The organism is Labrenzia sp. C1B70, from assembly GCF_000475395.1.
Classification (GTDB): domain Bacteria; phylum Pseudomonadota; class Alphaproteobacteria; order Rhizobiales; family Stappiaceae; genus Roseibium; species Roseibium algicola.
In genome coordinates, this window is sequence record NZ_AXCE01000010.1 from 230,263 (window position 1) to 246,125 (window position 15,863).

General features: G+C 58.3%; 15 protein-coding genes. 12 read left to right on the top strand and 3 right to left on the bottom strand.

Going from position 1 to position 15,863, the window contains the following annotated elements; all coding sequences use genetic code 11:
- Positions 1 to 11: 11 nt before the first annotated feature.
- Both Q666_RS46940 and Q666_RS46945 read right to left on the bottom strand, forming a co-directional pair.
- On the bottom strand, positions 12 to 1,322 hold the full coding sequence (locus tag Q666_RS46940) for a hypothetical protein (protein WP_208994007.1): 1,311 nt from the start codon (positions 1,320 to 1,322) through the stop codon (positions 12 to 14).
- Between the two features lie 139 nt (positions 1,323 to 1,461).
- Positions 1,462 to 2,067 carry a DUF1134 domain-containing protein gene (locus Q666_RS46945; protein WP_023003415.1) on the bottom strand — a complete coding sequence of 202 codons (606 nt, stop codon included), beginning with the start codon at positions 2,065 to 2,067 and terminating at the stop codon, positions 1,462 to 1,464.
- Positions 2,068 to 2,238: 171 nt separating this feature from the next.
- Here Q666_RS46945 and Q666_RS46950 point away from each other — a divergent pair, with 171 nt between their 5' ends.
- From Q666_RS46950 to Q666_RS46990, 9 genes are all read left to right on the top strand, one after another.
- A complete protein-coding gene (locus Q666_RS46950; RefSeq protein ID WP_023003414.1) occupies positions 2,239 to 2,676 on the top strand; it encodes a YHS domain-containing (seleno)protein in 438 nt (145 codons plus the stop codon).
- Positions 2,677 to 2,859: 183 nt separating this feature from the next.
- Positions 2,860 to 3,504 carry a histidine phosphotransferase ChpT gene (gene chpT, locus Q666_RS46955; RefSeq protein WP_023003413.1) on the top strand — a complete coding sequence of 215 codons (645 nt, stop codon included), beginning with the start codon at positions 2,860 to 2,862 and terminating at the stop codon, positions 3,502 to 3,504.
- A gap of 134 nt (positions 3,505 to 3,638) precedes the next feature.
- Positions 3,639 to 6,437 (top strand): chemotaxis protein CheW, encoded by a 2,799-nt coding sequence (locus Q666_RS46960; protein ID WP_023003412.1) that lies wholly within the window; start codon positions 3,639 to 3,641, stop codon positions 6,435 to 6,437.
- A complete protein-coding gene (locus Q666_RS46965) occupies positions 6,434 to 6,925 on the top strand; it encodes a chemotaxis protein CheW (RefSeq protein WP_023003411.1) in 492 nt (163 codons plus the stop codon). The genes Q666_RS46960 and Q666_RS46965 overlap by 4 nt, the downstream gene beginning before the upstream one ends.
- Before the next feature lie 36 nt (positions 6,926 to 6,961).
- Positions 6,962 to 7,327: a response regulator gene (locus Q666_RS46970; protein ID WP_031270504.1), complete on the top strand. Its 366-nt coding sequence runs from the start codon at positions 6,962 to 6,964 to the stop codon at positions 7,325 to 7,327.
- Between the two features lie 20 nt (positions 7,328 to 7,347).
- Positions 7,348 to 8,571 carry a chemotaxis response regulator protein-glutamate methylesterase gene (locus Q666_RS46975; protein ID WP_023003409.1) on the top strand — a complete coding sequence of 408 codons (1,224 nt, stop codon included), beginning with the start codon at positions 7,348 to 7,350 and terminating at the stop codon, positions 8,569 to 8,571.
- The gene (locus Q666_RS46980; protein ID WP_023003408.1) at positions 8,568 to 9,458 is read left to right on the top strand and encodes a protein-glutamate O-methyltransferase CheR; all 891 of its coding nucleotides are present in this window, start codon (positions 8,568 to 8,570) and stop codon (positions 9,456 to 9,458) included. The genes Q666_RS46975 and Q666_RS46980 overlap by 4 nt, the downstream gene beginning before the upstream one ends.
- A 310-nt stretch (positions 9,459 to 9,768) precedes the next feature.
- Positions 9,769 to 10,740 (top strand): MBL fold metallo-hydrolase, encoded by a 972-nt coding sequence (locus Q666_RS46985; RefSeq protein ID WP_023003407.1) that lies wholly within the window; start codon positions 9,769 to 9,771, stop codon positions 10,738 to 10,740.
- Positions 10,741 to 10,881: 141 nt separating this feature from the next.
- Positions 10,882 to 12,237, top strand: coding sequence for a lamin tail domain-containing protein (locus Q666_RS46990; protein ID WP_035908112.1), 1,356 nt, complete (start codon positions 10,882 to 10,884; stop codon positions 12,235 to 12,237).
- Between the two features lie 83 nt (positions 12,238 to 12,320).
- Here the strand turns inward: Q666_RS46990 and ctrA are convergent, their stop codons facing one another.
- A complete protein-coding gene (ctrA, locus tag Q666_RS46995) occupies positions 12,321 to 13,013 on the bottom strand; it encodes a response regulator transcription factor CtrA (RefSeq protein WP_031270498.1) in 693 nt (230 codons plus the stop codon).
- Between the two features lie 372 nt (positions 13,014 to 13,385).
- On the opposite strand from ctrA, the gene fliI reads away from it, so the two are divergent.
- The 3 genes from fliI (at position 13,386) to Q666_RS47005 (ending at position 15,790) form a co-directional block, all read left to right on the top strand.
- Positions 13,386 to 14,711 carry a flagellar protein export ATPase FliI gene (gene fliI / locus Q666_RS0133200; RefSeq protein ID WP_031270495.1) on the top strand — a complete coding sequence of 442 codons (1,326 nt, stop codon included), beginning with the start codon at positions 13,386 to 13,388 and terminating at the stop codon, positions 14,709 to 14,711.
- 28 nt (positions 14,712 to 14,739) lie between these two features.
- Positions 14,740 to 15,147: a flagellar export protein FliJ gene (gene fliJ, locus Q666_RS47000; protein WP_023003403.1), complete on the top strand. Its 408-nt coding sequence runs from the start codon at positions 14,740 to 14,742 to the stop codon at positions 15,145 to 15,147.
- 208 nt (positions 15,148 to 15,355) lie between these two features.
- Positions 15,356 to 15,790 (top strand): paraquat-inducible protein A, encoded by a 435-nt coding sequence (locus Q666_RS47005; protein WP_023003402.1) that lies wholly within the window; start codon positions 15,356 to 15,358, stop codon positions 15,788 to 15,790.
- The last annotated feature ends 73 nt before the right edge of the window (positions 15,791 to 15,863 follow it).

Sequence of the window (15,863 nt, forward strand, 5' to 3'; positions counted from 1 at the left end):
ACCTGCTCAGATCAAGCCACATCTTTCTTTTTTTGTTTCGTGGCTTTCGTTTTCTGGTCGCTGTCTTGCGCGGCGCCGGTGCTTGCCGGCGTTGTTTCCGCCTCCGGCTTTGGCTTGTTCCGGCTGGAGGCAACGATCCTGCTTACCAGCGCTTCAGCCGCGTTGGCGATATCGCCGGATCTTGATTGTGTTTGTGTCGTGCCCTGGTCCGCGTCTGTCTGCAGATTTTCCTTGGAGGATGCCTCAGGCCGGTTGCGATCTTCCGGCAGGCTGTCCTTGGTCTGAAGAGAAACCGGGACGAAAGGCGGTGCCGGCTTTGCGGGAGCGCCTGCGGCAGAAGCATTGACGGCTGGAGACGCCTGACCGGTCAGCTTTTCGGCAAGGGCGCGGAAATCGCGGCGCAGATCCACGAGAGCAGGAACCGAGGACAGGTCCTTCTGCAGCTTTGCCATCTGGGCGGTGATCCGCTGAAGCGCACGGTCTTTTTCAGCAGCGTCGGCCTGGTAGCGGGCAGCTTCGCCGGAAAGCTTTTCCAGCTCGGCATCAAGATGTTTCTGGCGCTCGTTTTCCGGAAGCCTGGCTGCGTCCAACATCAGCGACAGACGGGTGACTTCAGCCTGTGCGGACACATAGTTGGATTCGGTGTCAACCAATTGGGCTTCTAGTTCGGCGAGCCTCGTCTTGGCGGTTTCGCTGCGGGCAGCATCCATCTGGCCTGCAACTGTCGGCTCATACCGGGCCAGCTTGGCCTTCAAAGTGGCAACTTCCGCTTCAAGTCCGGTGATTGTGGCAAGTGCCATGGTGCCGGACGCCGGCAGCCAGCCGCTGTCGTCTTCTGCGGGTTCTTCCGGCTTCGCCTCGGCAGGCGTGTCTTCGTGGCCTTTTGTCCAGCTTTCCGCAAGAGCCCGTTCGGCTTCCGACAGCTTCTTTTTCAGGGAGGTCACTTCGGACGACAGCATGTCGACAGCGTGCTGATCACTTGCCTGGGCGGCGACTTTGGCTTCCAGGCCGGAAATCGTTTCCTTGTGAGATTTCGTCAGCGCTTCAACTTCCGCCCGCATCCGCGTGGTTTCGAGCTGAAACTTCGCAGCCTTCTCACGCTCGTTGTCGAGACGCTTCTCGACACGGCGCAATTCTACCGCATGGCGCGCACGTTCCTGGTCCTGTGCAGCGCGGACCTCTGCGTAACTGGTCGGATTGACGGCGCGCAGGGCTTCTTCGGTCAGTCGGGCGGCCCGGCGGTAAAATGCGGGCAGGATTGCCAGTCCGATCAGGCCGGCGGTGCAAAACCCCAGCGCCACATACATCGCTGCTTCAATCAAGTCCGGCTCCCGGTTACGTTCTAAAAAACGCCCACAACTCCATCATTAGACGACAGTAGGCCTGCCGCCAAGTGTCCTGCGTGGAACGAATGCAACCCGTCTTCGTCGCCAGGTTGCGACAGCCGCCTTTCCGGTCCGATCAGAACGGGTTCCAGGTCGGCTTGTCGGTGAACTTCAGGTATCCCATGTTCAACCCGAGACGGGCGCCGACACCGGCGCGCACAGGCACCAGCACGATTTCGTTGTTCAAGAGCACGGTCATGCCGACCCCGCCGACCAGGTAGGCCGATCCGTTGACACCGGCAAAGCGGGTGTAGAGGGAGTTCACGGTGGGCAGATTATAGACCAGCATCATCACCCGGGCACCATCCGCGCCAAAGTCCCAGCCCACGGACGGGCCTTGCCAGAACAGCTTGTGAGTGCCGGCGTTGCGTGTGTAGAGGTTGCCTTCGCCATAGCGCGCGCCGGCGATAAGCGCTCCGGAGCCTTCTTCGCCGAGCACGTAACCGTTCGGTTCGCCGTAGCTGGAAAAGGCCTTCTCGACGACTGATGCAAGCCCACCCGAAACAGAGCCGAAGAACTGGTGGCCTGCCTGCAGGATTTCGTCCTGGTCGTAGGTTTGTCCAGACGGAATGGGCTCGTTGCCGGAATTCTGGGAGTACGCCGGGTTGGAAAACGCAAATGCACACAAGGCCAGGAACGCAGCCGATATCAGGGATACAACTCGCCGGGAACTTTGTGCCATTCGATATTCTCCCAAAATCTGTTGGCCGCGCCGATTGTTGCCGCTCGGTCAGACCGCAATGTTAAACTGATGCAATATCATGCTGATTCGCATGAGATGGTGCACCTTACATAAGCCGAATCAATGGAAAGCTGGCCTCAAAAAAAGACAAGGTTATGTCTTTGTGCTGTATTGATCCTGCTCTCCTGTCTTTTTGCGGGGAAAGTCTTCGCGCGTCCCCAGGTTTTCGTTCCCGATCCGATCACGGGATACGCGCTCGGCGGACATGATCCGGTGAGCTATTTCGTCGATGGTTACCCGCGCAAGGGAAAGCGGAACCATGTGCACAAATGGGGTGGCACGGAATGGATCTTCGTCAATGAAGGCAATCTTGCCGCCTTCAAGCGGGATCCTGAAGCCTATGCACCGCTCTTTGCCGCCTGCGGCGGGTATGCGCTGTCCGAGGGCTTTGGCACGGCCGGCAATCCGTTCATCTATGCCATTGTCGACGGACGACTGGTCTTTTTCCATTCGGTGGTCAACCGGTTCCTGTTCGTCGTCAACGGCAGCCAGCTGATGACGGCGGCCCAAGACAATGCCGAACGGGTCGGCTGCGTGCCGATGCGGTAGGTGGTTACCCGGTTAAACTGCTCCCGGACGCCGGAAAAGGCGGATTTCGGGGCAAACTTTCATCTGGATGACATGGTTTGCTGCCCGCCGCTGCCTTGGCAGCCGCTGTGCGGATGTGTAACTCTTGCAACCACTATATCGAATCAGTTTCCGCCGCCTCCTCAAGAAGAGCCTCAAAACGCCATGTCTGCACTAAAAGAGCTTTCCTCTCTTGATCTTGCCGCCCTGGTGGCCAGCCGCGTCTGCCACGACATCATTTCTCCCGTCGGGGCGATAACCAACGGGTTGGAAGTGCTGGACGAGGAGGGGTCGGAGGACATGCGTGAATTCGCCATGGACCTCATCCGCAAGAGCGCGCGCCAGGCATCTGCAAAACTGCAGTTCGCCCGTCTTGCCTTCGGCGCTGCAGGCTCGGCAGGCGCGGAGATCGACCTGGGGGACGCTCAGGTCGTTGCCACCGGGTTCATGGAAAACGAAAAATCCGATCTAAATTGGCAATTGACCCGGCACCTGATGCCGAAGAACTACGTAAAACTACTTCTCAACTTGATCCTCATCGCCAACCAGTGCGTTCCGCGCGGTGGAGAAATCAAGGTTGAAATGGAAGGCGACCCACAATCTCCGTCCTTCACGCTTCAGGCCAGCGGTCTCAATCCGCGCATTCCGCTCGGAATGAAGGAAACTCTGAGCGGAGAAGAGCCTGAACGGGTCGATGCGCACTCGGTTCAGCCGATCTACACGTTGCTGCTCGCCCGTGAATGCGGCATGGTATTAACGATAGATAAACAAGAAGAGTTGGTAAAAATAACGGCCCTCTTGGCAGAATAAACAAGGCCTTCAAAAGTCTCCATCCGCTTCAGCGTATCTTAACTGTTTGCCGTCAACCTAGCTCTCATGGACTTCTCGGTCCAGACGTCCCTTTTGGGATGCGGAACCAGTAACAAGTCGGGTGAGAGCAGGCCATGGACGACCTCCTCAGGGAATTCATTACCGAGACGAACGAAAGTCTCGATGTTGTTGACGTTGAGCTCGTAAAATTCGAGCAGGAACCGAACAACGCGACTATCCTAGATAATATTTTCCGCCTAGTGCACACGATCAAGGGCACCTGTGGCTTCCTGGGTCTTCCCCGTCTTGAAGGTATCGCGCATGCGGCTGAAACCCTCATGGGCAAGTTCCGCGATGGCGCTCCTGTCACGCAAGAGGCCGTTTCCCTCATTCTGACCTCGATCGACCAGATCAAGGACATTCTGGGTGAACTGGAAGCTGCCGAAGGCGAAGAGCCGCAAGGCGACGACAGTGAGCTGATCGGCCAGCTGGAAGAGATGTCCGCGAAAGCTGATGCTGCCATGAAGGGTGGCGCAGCCGTCAAGGAAGCGCCTGTGGCTGAAGCCGTTGCGGCAGAGCCTGAAGCGCCTGCCGAAGAAGCTGCCGCCGAGCAAGCTCTTGAACGTCCACTCCGTCCTGGCGAAGTGTCGCTGGACGAACTGGAGCGCGCGTTCCGCGAAACCGAAGTTGAAGTCGAAGTCGCCGAGCCGGAAGTTCCGGAACTCGAAGAGATCGTCGACGAAGCCGATGAGCCAGAGCCTGCTCCCGTTGCGGTCAAGGCAGAAGCCAAGGCGGCTGCGAAAGCCCCGGCGAAAAAGGCTGGCGGCGAAGGCGGCGAGAAGAAATCCTCCGGTGGCGGTGTGTCCAACCAGAGCATCCGCGTTGCGGTCGACACGCTCGAGCACCTGATGACCATGGTGTCCGAACTGGTGCTGACCCGGAACCAGCTTCTGGAAATCGTACGCCGCCATGAAGACAGCGAATTCAAGGTGCCGCTGCAGCGTCTGTCGAATGTAACCGCCGAACTGCAGGAAGGCGTCATGGCGACGCGCATGCAGCCGATCGGCAATGCCTGGCAGAAACTGCCGCGCATCGTTCGCGATCTCAGCCAGGAACTTGAAAAGCCGATCGAACTGGAAATGATCGGTGCGGATACCGAACTGGACCGCCAGGTTCTCGAGATGATCAAGGACCCGCTCACGCACATGGTCCGCAACTCGGCCGACCATGGTCTTGAGCGTCCGGATGAGCGCCGCTCCGCAGGCAAGCCTGAAAAGGGTACCATTACCCTGGCGGCTTACCATGAAGGCGGCCACATCATCATCGAAGTTCGCGATGACGGTAAGGGCATCGACGTCGACAAGGTGAAGGCGAAGGTCGTGGAACGCGGCCTGGCGTCGGAAGCCGAAGTCGACAAGATGACGGACGCCCAGATCCACAAGTTCATCTTCGCAGCCGGGTTCTCCACGGCCGCAAAGGTCACGAGCGTGTCCGGCCGCGGCGTCGGCATGGATGTCGTTCGCAACAACATCGAACTGATCGGCGGTACTGTCGACCTGCGCTCTACCCAGGGCAAGGGCTCGAGCTTCATCATCAAGATCCCGCTGACGCTTGCCATTGTTTCGACGCTGATCGTCGAGGCCGGCGGCGACCGGTTCGCCATCCCGCAGCTTTCCGTTGTCGAACTGGTCCGTGTGCAGACCAATTCGGAACACCGTATAGAGCGGATCAAGGACACCCCGGTCCTGCGCTTGCGCAACAAGCTGCTGCCGCTGGTGCACCTGTCCCAGCTCCTCGGTATCTACGAGGGCGAAAACGCGGACGAGGCGATTGATGCGGACAACGGCTTCATCGTTGTCATGCAGGTCGGTAGCCAGACATTCGGCGTGGTTGTAGACGGTGTCTTCCATACGGAGGAAATCGTGGTCAAGCCGATGTCGACGATGCTGCGCAACCTCGGCATGTTCTCCGGCAACACCATCCTGGGCGACGGTTCCGTGATCATGATCATCGATCCGAACGGCATCGCCGGTGCCATGGCAAGCCATGCATCCAGCGCGGTCACAGAGAACCAGGAAGACGAACGGGAAGACCTGCAGAGCCGCGCGATTTCCGGACAGAGCTCGATCTCGCTTCTGCTGTTCCGTGCCGGTGCGCCGGAACCCAAGGCCGTGCCGCTGTCGCTGGTCACGCGCCTGGAGGAGTTCGAGGTCTCCAAGATCGAACGGTCGAACGGCCGCGATCTGGTCCAGTACCGCGGTGCGCTCATGCCGCTCGTCTATCTGAACGAAGGCGACAGCCACAAGTCGGAAGGCACGCAGCCGATGCTGGTGTTCTCCGATGCGGGACGCTCCATGGGCCTCGTGGTCGACGAGATCGTCGACATCGTCGAGGACCGCATGAACATCGAAGTCGGTTCGGAACGTCCGGGCATCCTCGGCTCTGCCGTGGTGAAGGAACGTGCGACCGAGATCATCGACCTCGGCTACTATCTGCCGCAGGCCTTTGAAGACTGGTTCATGCGCAAGGAAATGGACATCGAGGCGCTGACCAAGAAGGTTCTCTTCGTGGATGACTCGTCCTTCTTCCGCAACATGCTGACACCGGTTCTGAAGGCTGCCGGCTACGATGTGACCACCTGTACCGGTCCGCATCAGGCATTCGAACTTCTGGAAAACGGCGACAAGTTCCATGCGATCGTCAGTGACATCGAAATGCCGGAAATCAACGGCTTCGAGTTCTGTGAGTCGCTGCGCCGCGATCCCCGGTTCCGCAACATTCCGATCCTGGCCCTGTCGTCCATGGTGACGCCGGCCTCGATCGAACGCGGCCGCCAGGCGGGCTTTGACGACTATGTCGCCAAATTCGACCGTCCCGGCCTGATCGCCGCCCTGAAAGACGTCTTCTCCGGTGAAATGGGAGCTGCAGCATGAGTGTGCTGGAACACAAACTGACCGCGGAGCAAAAAGCCGCAAGTGACATGATCCAGTATGTGACCGTGGTCATCGGCGGCCAGCTGTTCGGCCTGCCCATTTCCCAGGTTCACGACGTGTTCGTGCCGGAAAGCGTAACTCGCGTGCCGATGTCCGCACCCGAGGTTCAGGGTGTCCTGAACCTGCGTGGACGCATCGTCACCGCAATCAACATGCGCCGCCGCCTTCACTTGCCTCCGCTGAAGGAAGGGCAGATGATGGCCGTGGGCATCGAGTACAAGCAGGAAAGCTACGGCCTTGTCATCGACACGGTTGGTGAGGTGCTGACGCTGCCGTCCGCATCTGCAGAGCCCAACCCGTCGAACCTGGATCGCCGTTGGGCCGAGATCTCCGGAGGCGTCCATCGTCTGGACGGCCGCCTGATGGTCATTCTGGATGTCGACCGTCTGCTTGGTGCGATGTTCACCGAACCCATGGCTGCAGCATAACTGGGCCGCAATGGCCATTGAGTGGAGTTACGCCTGATGAAACAGTGCCTCGTAGTAGATGACTCAAGCGTCATCCGGAAGGTGGCTCGCCGCATTCTCGAGGATATGAATTTCGAGATTACGGAAGCAGAAGACGGCCAGAAGGCGCTTGACGAATGCCGCAAGACCATGCCGGACGCGATCCTGCTGGACTGGAACATGCCCGTCATGGACGGACTTGAGTTCCTGACCAGCCTGCGTGCGGAAGAAGGCGGAGAAAACCCGATCGTCGTATTCTGCACGACCGAAAACGATGTTGCTCACATCGCCCGCGCCATCCGCGCCGGTGCAAACGAGTACATCATGAAACCGTTTGACCGCGAAATCGTGGAAGCCAAGTTTCAGGAAGTCGGTCTTATCTAGTTTCGAGTTGGGCAGTCTAAATGGCGTTTGCGCAAAGAAGCATAACTGCGGGCACGAGTCCGGGCAGCGACCCCATCAAAGTCATGGTCGTAGATGACGCTGTCGTCATCCGCGGACTCCTGACACGCTGGCTCGGTGAAGACAAAAGTCTGAAAGTCGTCAGCTCGCATCGCAACGGCAAGCTTGCTGTAGAAGATATCGAAAAAAGCAATCCCGACGTCGTCGTTCTCGACATCGAGATGCCGGAAATGGACGGCATGACGGCCTTGCCGCTCATGCTGGCGAAGAAGCGCGATCTCGTCGTGATCATGGCTTCGACACTGACCCGCCGCAACGCGGAAATCAGCCTGAAGGCCCTGTCTCTGGGCGCGGCCGACTATGTGCCGAAGCCGGAATCGACTTCCGAGGTCACGACGTCCATCGATTTTCGCCGTGAGCTGATCGAGAAGGTCAAGGCTCTTGGGGCACGTGCATTGCGCATGCGCGGTCCTGCGCGCACCATGCGTGCAGAAACCAGCGCAGGCCGCACCGCGCAGCCGGTCAGACCGATTTCTGCGCGTCCGGCAACGGATACACGGGCGACCTTTCGCGGAGCTGCTCAACCGGCGGGAGCTGCTGCCGGTGCAGTGAAGTACCAGACACGCCCGTACTCTTCTGCGCGTCCGCGCATCCTTGCGATCGGTTCCTCGACGGGCGGTCCGCAAGCACTGCAGGAAGTCATGCGCGAAGTCGGTACGGCCATGAATGATGTGCCGGTGGTCATCACCCAGCATATGCCGCCAACCTTCACTGCCATTCTGGCCGAGCATATGGGCAAGGCTGCCCTGCGTCCGTCCAAGGAAGGTGAAGATGGCGAAGTGCTGAAGCCCGGCAATATCTATGTCGCGCCTGGCGGCAAGCACATGATCGTGGAAAAGGACGGCGGTGTCGCCAAGATCCGGCTGACCGACGGTCCTCCCGTGAATTTCTGCAAGCCTGCCGTCGATCCCCTGTTCGACAGCGTTGCGAAGGTATTCGGTTCGGCAAGCCTGGGTGTCATCCTGACCGGTATGGGTCATGACGGCGCTGAAGGCGTCAAGACCATTGCAGCAGGCGGCGGCAGCGTGATCACGCAGGACGAAGCCACAAGCGTGGTCTGGGGCATGCCGGGCGCAGCTGCACAAACGGGCGTCTGCAGCGAAATTCTACCCTTGAAGGAGATCGGCCCGAAGATCTCGCGCGTTCTGAAGGGGAACACGAGATGACCCCGAGCGAGTTCGAGTTTCTGAAAAACTTCCTGAAGACCCGCTCCGGCCTGGTTCTGTCCAACGACAAGCAATACCTGGTCGAAAGCCGTCTTCTGCCGATCGCACGCAGCTCCAAGCTGGAAACGCTCAGTGCGGTGATCCAGCAGCTTCAGCGCGGCACCAACAGAGCGCTGGAAACGGACGTCGTCGAGGCGATGACGACCAACGAGTCGTTCTTCTTCCGCGACAAGACACCGTTCGAGCACTTCAAGGACACGATGCTGCCGGCGCTGCTGGAAAGCCGCGCGACACGCAAGCAGATCAAGATCTGGTGTGCGGCTGCCTCGACCGGGCAGGAGCCTTATTCCCTGGGCATCTGCCTGAAGGAAGATGCGGCCAAGATGGCTGGCTGGCGAACCCGGATCCTGGGTACGGACCTCTCCAACGAAGTGCTGGAAAAGGCCAAGACCGGCCTCTACAGCCAGTTCGAGGTTCAGCGTGGTCTGCCGATCCAGATGCTGCTGAAATACTTCGAGCAGAAGGGTGACATGTGGCAGATCAATGCCGGCATGCGCGCCATGATCGAATGGAAGAAGCTGAACCTGCTGGAAAGCTTCACCCATCTGGGCGAGTTCGACATCATTTTCTGCCGCAACGTGCTGATCTACTTCGATCAGGCAACCAAGACGGAAATCCTCGGCCGGTTGGCGAAATCCCTGCCGGATGACGGTTATCTCGTTCTCGGTGCCGCAGAAACCGTGGTCGGTCTGACGGATGCCTTCAAGCCGGTGCCCGGTAAGAGAGGCCTGTTCCAGAAGAAACAGGCTGCACAGGCCGCGACCGGCACGGCAGCAACGCCGCGCCTGGCCGTGGGAGCTGGAGCGGGCCTGGGTCTGCAGCGTTAAACCTGCGTCCCTCCTTCAGCACGGTTTGGACATTTCGGATCAAGTTCAAAGGCGGCCTCTGGCCGCCTTTTTCATTCGCTGTTGCGTGAAGGAATCCCGTCAAAAAAGCGGTCTGTTGCGAGTGAGCAAGTTTTTGAAATTCATTTTGTTCGTTCGCTCTCGTGAAGTTTATCCGGCTGGCGGCGAACAGCACTTGTCTGCATCTGCATCCATTCCATTTTCACGAACGTAAGCTTTGCGTCCTGCCGGGCACTCGGGGTGTTCGGCTGCGGGACTGTTTTTATGGATCGGAATTGCAGGGAGTGGGAATATGACCGAGATAAAAGTTGAACTCACACGTCGCGCGGCGCTTCTGGGAGCAGGTGGTGCACTTGCCGGTGCAAGTCTTGCCGGAACCACCGTTGTCCATGCGGCTGCAGAAAAGCAGGTCGCTGTGCCGGCACCCGTTGCCCGCTATTCCGTAGGCGGGTTCGAGGTGACCACCCTGCACGACGGTGCGGTCTCCCTGACCGAACCGCAGAAGACCTTCGCCATGAATGTGGACGCGGATACATTTTCTGCGACAAATGCCGATAACTTCCTGCCCAACGACAGTTTCCAGATCAGTTTCACGCCAACGCTGGTGAACACGGGCAGCGAACTGATCCTGTTCGACACAGGCAATGGCGAAGGTGCCCGGCCAGGCCGTGGCAAGATGCGTGCTGCGCTGGAAAATGCGGGATACACGCCGGAGCAGGTTGACGTGGTGGTGCTGACGCACATGCATCCCGACCACGTCAGCGGTCTGATGGAAGGCGGCTCGCCGACCTTTGCCAATGCCCGCTATGTGACCGGGCAGAAGGAATATGACTTCTGGGCGGCAATGGATGCGGAAGCCAATGGGGTGACCAAGCTTATGGCGAGCCACGTCAAACCGTTGGCGGAGAAAATGACTTTCCTCGATGACGGCGGCAGCGTGACGACGGGTGTCACCGCGATGGCTGCTGCAGGTCATACCCCCGGTCACATGATCTACATGCTCGAAAGCGACGGCAAGCAGCTTGCCATAACAGCGGATACCGCCAATCACTACGTCTGGTCGCTGGCGCATCCCGAATGGGAAGTGCGCTTCGACATGGACAAGGAAGGCGCCGCGGCCACCCGCAAGACGGTGTTCGGCATGCTGGCCGCCGACAAGATCCCGTTCGTGGGCTATCACATGCCGTTCCCGGCGGTCGGCTACGTGGAGACCAACGACAGCGGTTTCCGCTATGTCCCTGCGTCATACCAGCTGCAGCTCTGATCCTGCCGTCGCAAGTGCGGAAAGGCCGGCGGGAACGCCGGCTTTTTTGTTTTCGCCGGACAGTTACGAGTTTCCGTCTGGTAGTGAAAATGTCATAAACGTGTGAAAGCCTTCTTCTCGTTACTTCAGGTTGAGGCGCGCATGTCAGACCATATCTATCAGGCCATTTGGAACGAAGATGCCGACCGGTTCAGCGTCAGCACGCGCAACGTGGATGGCGACTGGACGGACATGACAGCCGACATTCTGCTGGACGAGCAGGTGAAGGCCAAAGGGTCCCGCCAGATCGACCTGGCAGCGAACCCGCTCTTTGCCCGGGTCGATTTCGACAAGATGGCGGCGAGCGATCTGTACCAGACCTTCATCCGGCTTCTGGACAACTATGCGGTCCACTTTCGCGACCCGGAAACCATTTCGCCTGCCGAGCGAGACGAGATCGAAGGGTTTCTCGATCTGGTGATTGCAAGCCGGCCGATGCAGATCGCCTTCGAGCATATTTCTGCCGAGCTCGTCAGGGACATGACCGCTGAAACCTTCCGGCAGGATCTGTTCCGGATGTGGTTCGAGGTCTACACCAACTTCTTCCGGGGCAAGTCGACCCACTTCTGCACGGGCTTCGAGCATGTTTTTCTCGGCGAAGGCAAATACAAGAAAGGGGCGAATTCCGCCTCGGAGAAGGGTGAAATCTCCGGTTATCACTCCTGGGTGAAATTCGCGCTGGACGAGCTCAACAACCGGGTCGACTACCTTGGTTACAAATACGATCTCGGAGGTCCGGGACCGGAGAACCCCCATGTCGTGACGCTGCAGATGGTCTGGAACCACCAGGACATGACCGGCAATCTTGTCGCTGAGCTCTTCAAGAGCAAGGGTGGATTTTTTGTCGGCAGCAGTCCTGCGTGCGAATTCGCGCTCGGCACGCTTGCCTATTACGAAGGCCTGCACGGCTTGCTCACCAACCAGAAGAAGCGCGTTCAGCTCGGTGAGGGCAAGTTCGATCTGGTGATGTATCACGAGACAACGGCTGATGGCTCGCTGGGACAGCACATCCGCTCATTCTACCCTGTGTTCCTTGGTGACGGCAGCACCCGCACGGACGATTCTGGCAATGTGGTGGTGCGTCCAAGAACCGTTGAAATGCAGAATGACGGTCCGCTTCGCATTCTTTCGGCCCTGCCGAACCCGCCGGGGGATGACCAGGGCACGGAATGGGTGGAGATCTGGAATGCCGGTGCAGCGGACATCGACCTTACGGGCTACGAACTGCGGGACAAGATGGGCCGGCCGCAGCCGGTAGAGGCGGTTGTTCTGATTGCAGGTGCCGTTTTGAAGGTGTCGGTGACGCGGGCAACGGTCCACCACATGCAGATGTCGAACCGCAAGGGGTTGATTACCCTGCATGACAGTTCCGGCGAGATGCTGGCGTCTGTCAATTACGGGCAGGCGGGGGAAGGGGCTGTGCTGACCTTTGCCGAGCGCGCAGGTGGCCAGGGCTAGAACAGCCTTGTCACATCCAACCCTCAACAACAAAAAGCCCCGGCAGTGCCGGGGCTTTTAAAACGTCAACGTCTGATGCTGGATCAGGCGGCTGCTTCGACGTCCGGCTCGCGCAGAACGTAACCTCGGCCCCACACCGTTTCGATGTAGTTCTTGCCGGAGGTTGCAGCTGCCAGCTTCTTGCGAAGCTTACAGATAAACACGTCGATGATCTTCAGTTCCGGCTCATCCATGCCGCCATAGAGATGGTTCAGGAACATCTCCTTGGTGAGCGTCGTTCCCTTGCGCAGGGAGAGAAGCTCCAGCATCTGGTATTCCTTGCCGGTCAGATGGACACGCTGGCCGCCGACTTCGACGGTTTTGGTGTCCAGGTTGACCTTCAGGTCGCCAGTGACGATGACCGACTGTGCGTGCCCCTTGGAGCGGCGGACGATTGCGTGGATACGCGCGACCAGCTCGTCCTTGTGGAACGGCTTGGTCATGTAATCGTCGGCGCCGAAGCCGAGGCCGCGAACCTTGTCTTCGATACCCGCGTTACCGGAAAGGATCAGGATCGGTGTCTTGACCTTGGAAACGCGTAGTGTCCGGAGAACCTCGTAACCGGACATGTCCGGCAGGTTCAAATCCAACATAATGATGTCGTAATCGTACAGTTTGCCGAGGTCGATGCCTTCCTCGCCAAGATCTGTCGTGTAGACGTTGAAGTTCTCGGACTTCAGCATCAGCTCGATGCTCTGCGCCGTGGCGCTGTCATCCTCAATCAACAATACACGCATGCCAATCCCCTTGTTCTGCCTTTCCTGGGCAAGTCGCAACGGCTCTGTCGGTGCCTGCTACGAAGGACTGATGTTAACCCCGACTCAAAGCTATCGGTTAATGGTTAACAAAATATGATTCGTAACGGCAAGCTCTGGAGAGAGGAAACTGTGAACAACACTCAACTTATTGAATCCCCAGAAAAAATTCGGATTCACAAATCTTAATGTTGAACTTTAAGAACCGGCGCTAACCGATTCCGTTCAGATTCCTTTCAACAAAGCCGTTTTGACTTCGAAATGGCTCTCGCTTGTCAGCCTTCCAAAGGTTAAGATTAACCAGAGTCGTAAACGATCGGTTACCAAAACCGTTAACGAGGGAAGGAATCTTACGTGAAGGCGCTTTTCGCCGAGATTGATTCGCTCATGCCGACCGAAATTTATGGCCGGGTGACTGCGGTTCAGGGACTTCTCGTCGAGATTGCGGGCCCTATTCACGAAATGAGTGTCGGCTCGAGATTGTTGATCGACAACGGTGAGGATAACCCGAAAGTGCCCGCAGAGGTTGTGGGTTTTCGTGAAGGACACGCACTTTGCATGCCTTTTTCCGGGCTCGAAGGCGTGCGAATGGGTTGCAAAGCCGTGATTCAGTCGCGTGACAGCGTGGTTCATCCGGCAAATGCCTGGCTTGGCCGAGTGATTAACGCACTTGGTGAACCGATTGATGGTAAAGGAAGTCTTGTTCATGGCGGAGTGCCTCGCAAATTGCGAAGTTCGCCTCCGCCAGCCTCCGAACGTAAACGAGTTGGACCGCCCCTGGATCTCGGCGTTCGCGCACTTAATACATTCGTAACCTGTTGCGAGGGGCAGCGAATGGGCATTTTTGCCGGCTCCGGCGTCGGCAAGTCCGTGCTGATGTCCATGCTGGCGCGCAATACAAAATGTGATGTCGCGGTCATCGGCCTAATCGGCGAACGCGGTCGAGAGGTTCAGGAGTTCATCGAGGACGATCTGGGCGATTCGGGGCTGGAGCGCTCCGTGGTTGTCGTCGCGACCTCAGATGAAAGCGTTCTGATGCGGCGGCAGGCCGCCTATCTGACCATGACTGTTGCCGAACATTTCCGCGATGAAGGCAAGAACGTGCTGTGCATGATGGACTCGGTAACGCGATTCGCCATGGCACAGCGCGAAATCGGCTTGTCGATCGGCGAGCCGCCGACCTCCAAGGGCTATACGCCGACGGTCTTCACCGAATTGCCGCGACTTCTGGAGCGGGCAGGTCCTGGCAAGGAGAACAGCGGATCGATCACCGGCCTTTTCACCGTTCTTGTGGAGGGTGACAATCACAACGAGCCTGTGGCCGACGCGGTGCGCGGTATTCTCGATGGCCACGTGGTGATGGAACGCGGCATTGCCGAGCGTGGCCGGTATCCGGCAATCAATGTGCTGAAATCCGTGTCACGAACCATGCCGCGCTGCGTGCCGCCGGAGCAGCTCCCGGTTCTGCGCAGGGCCCGACAGCTTCTATCGACCTATACGGACATGGAAGAATTGATCCGGCTGGGCGCATATCGGAAGGGATCCGACCCGACCGTGGACGAAGCCATCTACAGGTTCGACATGATCGACGAATTCCTGAATCAGGGAAAAGACGAAGCGACATCACTTTCTGACGGGTATGAGCAACTTGCCAACCTTTTGGAAATGACTCAGGGGTAGACTGCCCGTGTTAGGGGAGTATTGAGTAATGAAAACCCGAGACAGTTTGATCCGTTTGAAGCGGTTTCAGGTTGACGAGAAACGACGACAGCTTGCTCAGATCGAGAGCATGATCGCCGAGTTCAACCGTATGGCCGATGAACTTGATGACCAGATCCGGTCGGAGCAGGAGCGGGTCGGTATTACGGATGTCACGCATTTTGCCTATCCGACGTTTGCCAAGGCCGCAGCGGACCGTCGCGACAACCTGCGCAATTCCGCGCATGAACTGGACGACCAGCTGCAACGTGCCCAGGACGAGCTCAGCGAGGCGATCGAGGAGCTGAAGAAGTTCGAGCAGCTGGAAGAACGCGACCAACAGCGCGAGCGCACAGCCCAGGAACTGGCGGAGCAGGATCAGCTCGACGAAGTTGCTGCGCGGGCTCGAGGTCGATAACGGCTTACTGAACTTCCCTAGAAACAGCCGGTCTCCGAATGGGGGCTGGCAGGGCTTGATATACGTTCTTATATTCCTGATCGTTGCTCGCGGCGGTCAGGTTTTGTGCTTTCCGATCCGGGTGATATAGGAAATGGTGCTCCTCTCGGTGTTGCCGGGCGCAGGTGCCGCTACAAGTTTACGCGATAGCCAGGGTACGGCAGTTTCAATGCGATTTTTTCTGGCTTTGCTGCTTCCCGTTTCCACTTTCTCGTTCGCCCTCGGACTGACGCAGCCGCTCATGCGGTTCGAGCGCCTCTATTTTCTGGAAGACCGACCGACGCTGATCGAAATGGTGACCAGCCTCTATCACGAGGGCGATGCGGTTCTTGCCGCGATCGTGGCGCTGTTTTCGATCGGGTTTCCTGCGCTGAAGATCCTTCTGATCCATGTGGCCGTGCTTAGTGGTGCCAAGACGCGTTCGCTTGCGCTCCTGTCGATGGTCAGCAAGTGGTCGATGCTGGATGTCATGCTGGTGGCGCTGGTGCTTTTTGCCGCCAAGACAAGCGGACTGGCGGCAGCCGCCATTTTGCCGGGCCTCTGGTTCTACGCGGCCGCGACCCTGTCGACGGCAGTCGCCGCGACGCTTTGTTCCAAAAGCTGAATTTTCGAAAAACGCGGCTTAGAGTAAGCGCTGACAAGGTTGCGCTTCGATAAGTCGGTTGGCGCGAAGCAAC

What these genes read in the sequence shown, in the direction of transcription:
- Q666_RS46945 (WP_023003415.1), bottom strand. Translation starts at nt 2,067, where the DNA reads ATGGCACAAAGTTCCCGGCGAGTTGTATCCCTGATATCGGCTGCGTTC.
- chpT (WP_023003413.1), top strand. Translation starts at nt 2,860, where the DNA reads ATGTCTGCACTAAAAGAGCTTTCCTCTCTTGATCTTGCCGCCCTGGTG.
- Q666_RS46960 (WP_023003412.1), top strand. Translation starts at nt 3,639, where the DNA reads ATGGACGACCTCCTCAGGGAATTCATTACCGAGACGAACGAAAGTCTC.
- Q666_RS46965 (WP_023003411.1), top strand. Translation starts at nt 6,434, where the DNA reads ATGAGTGTGCTGGAACACAAACTGACCGCGGAGCAAAAAGCCGCAAGT.
- Q666_RS46970 (WP_031270504.1), top strand. Translation starts at nt 6,962, where the DNA reads ATGAAACAGTGCCTCGTAGTAGATGACTCAAGCGTCATCCGGAAGGTG.
- Q666_RS46975 (WP_023003409.1), top strand. Translation starts at nt 7,348, where the DNA reads ATGGCGTTTGCGCAAAGAAGCATAACTGCGGGCACGAGTCCGGGCAGC.
- Q666_RS46980 (WP_023003408.1), top strand. Translation starts at nt 8,568, where the DNA reads ATGACCCCGAGCGAGTTCGAGTTTCTGAAAAACTTCCTGAAGACCCGC.
- Q666_RS46985 (WP_023003407.1), top strand. Translation starts at nt 9,769, where the DNA reads ATGACCGAGATAAAAGTTGAACTCACACGTCGCGCGGCGCTTCTGGGA.
- Q666_RS46990 (WP_035908112.1), top strand. Translation starts at nt 10,882, where the DNA reads ATGTCAGACCATATCTATCAGGCCATTTGGAACGAAGATGCCGACCGG.
- ctrA (WP_031270498.1), bottom strand. Translation starts at nt 13,013, where the DNA reads ATGCGTGTATTGTTGATTGAGGATGACAGCGCCACGGCGCAGAGCATC.
- fliJ (WP_023003403.1), top strand. Translation starts at nt 14,740, where the DNA reads ATGAAAACCCGAGACAGTTTGATCCGTTTGAAGCGGTTTCAGGTTGAC.
- Q666_RS47005 (WP_023003402.1), top strand. Translation starts at nt 15,356, where the DNA reads ATGCGATTTTTTCTGGCTTTGCTGCTTCCCGTTTCCACTTTCTCGTTC.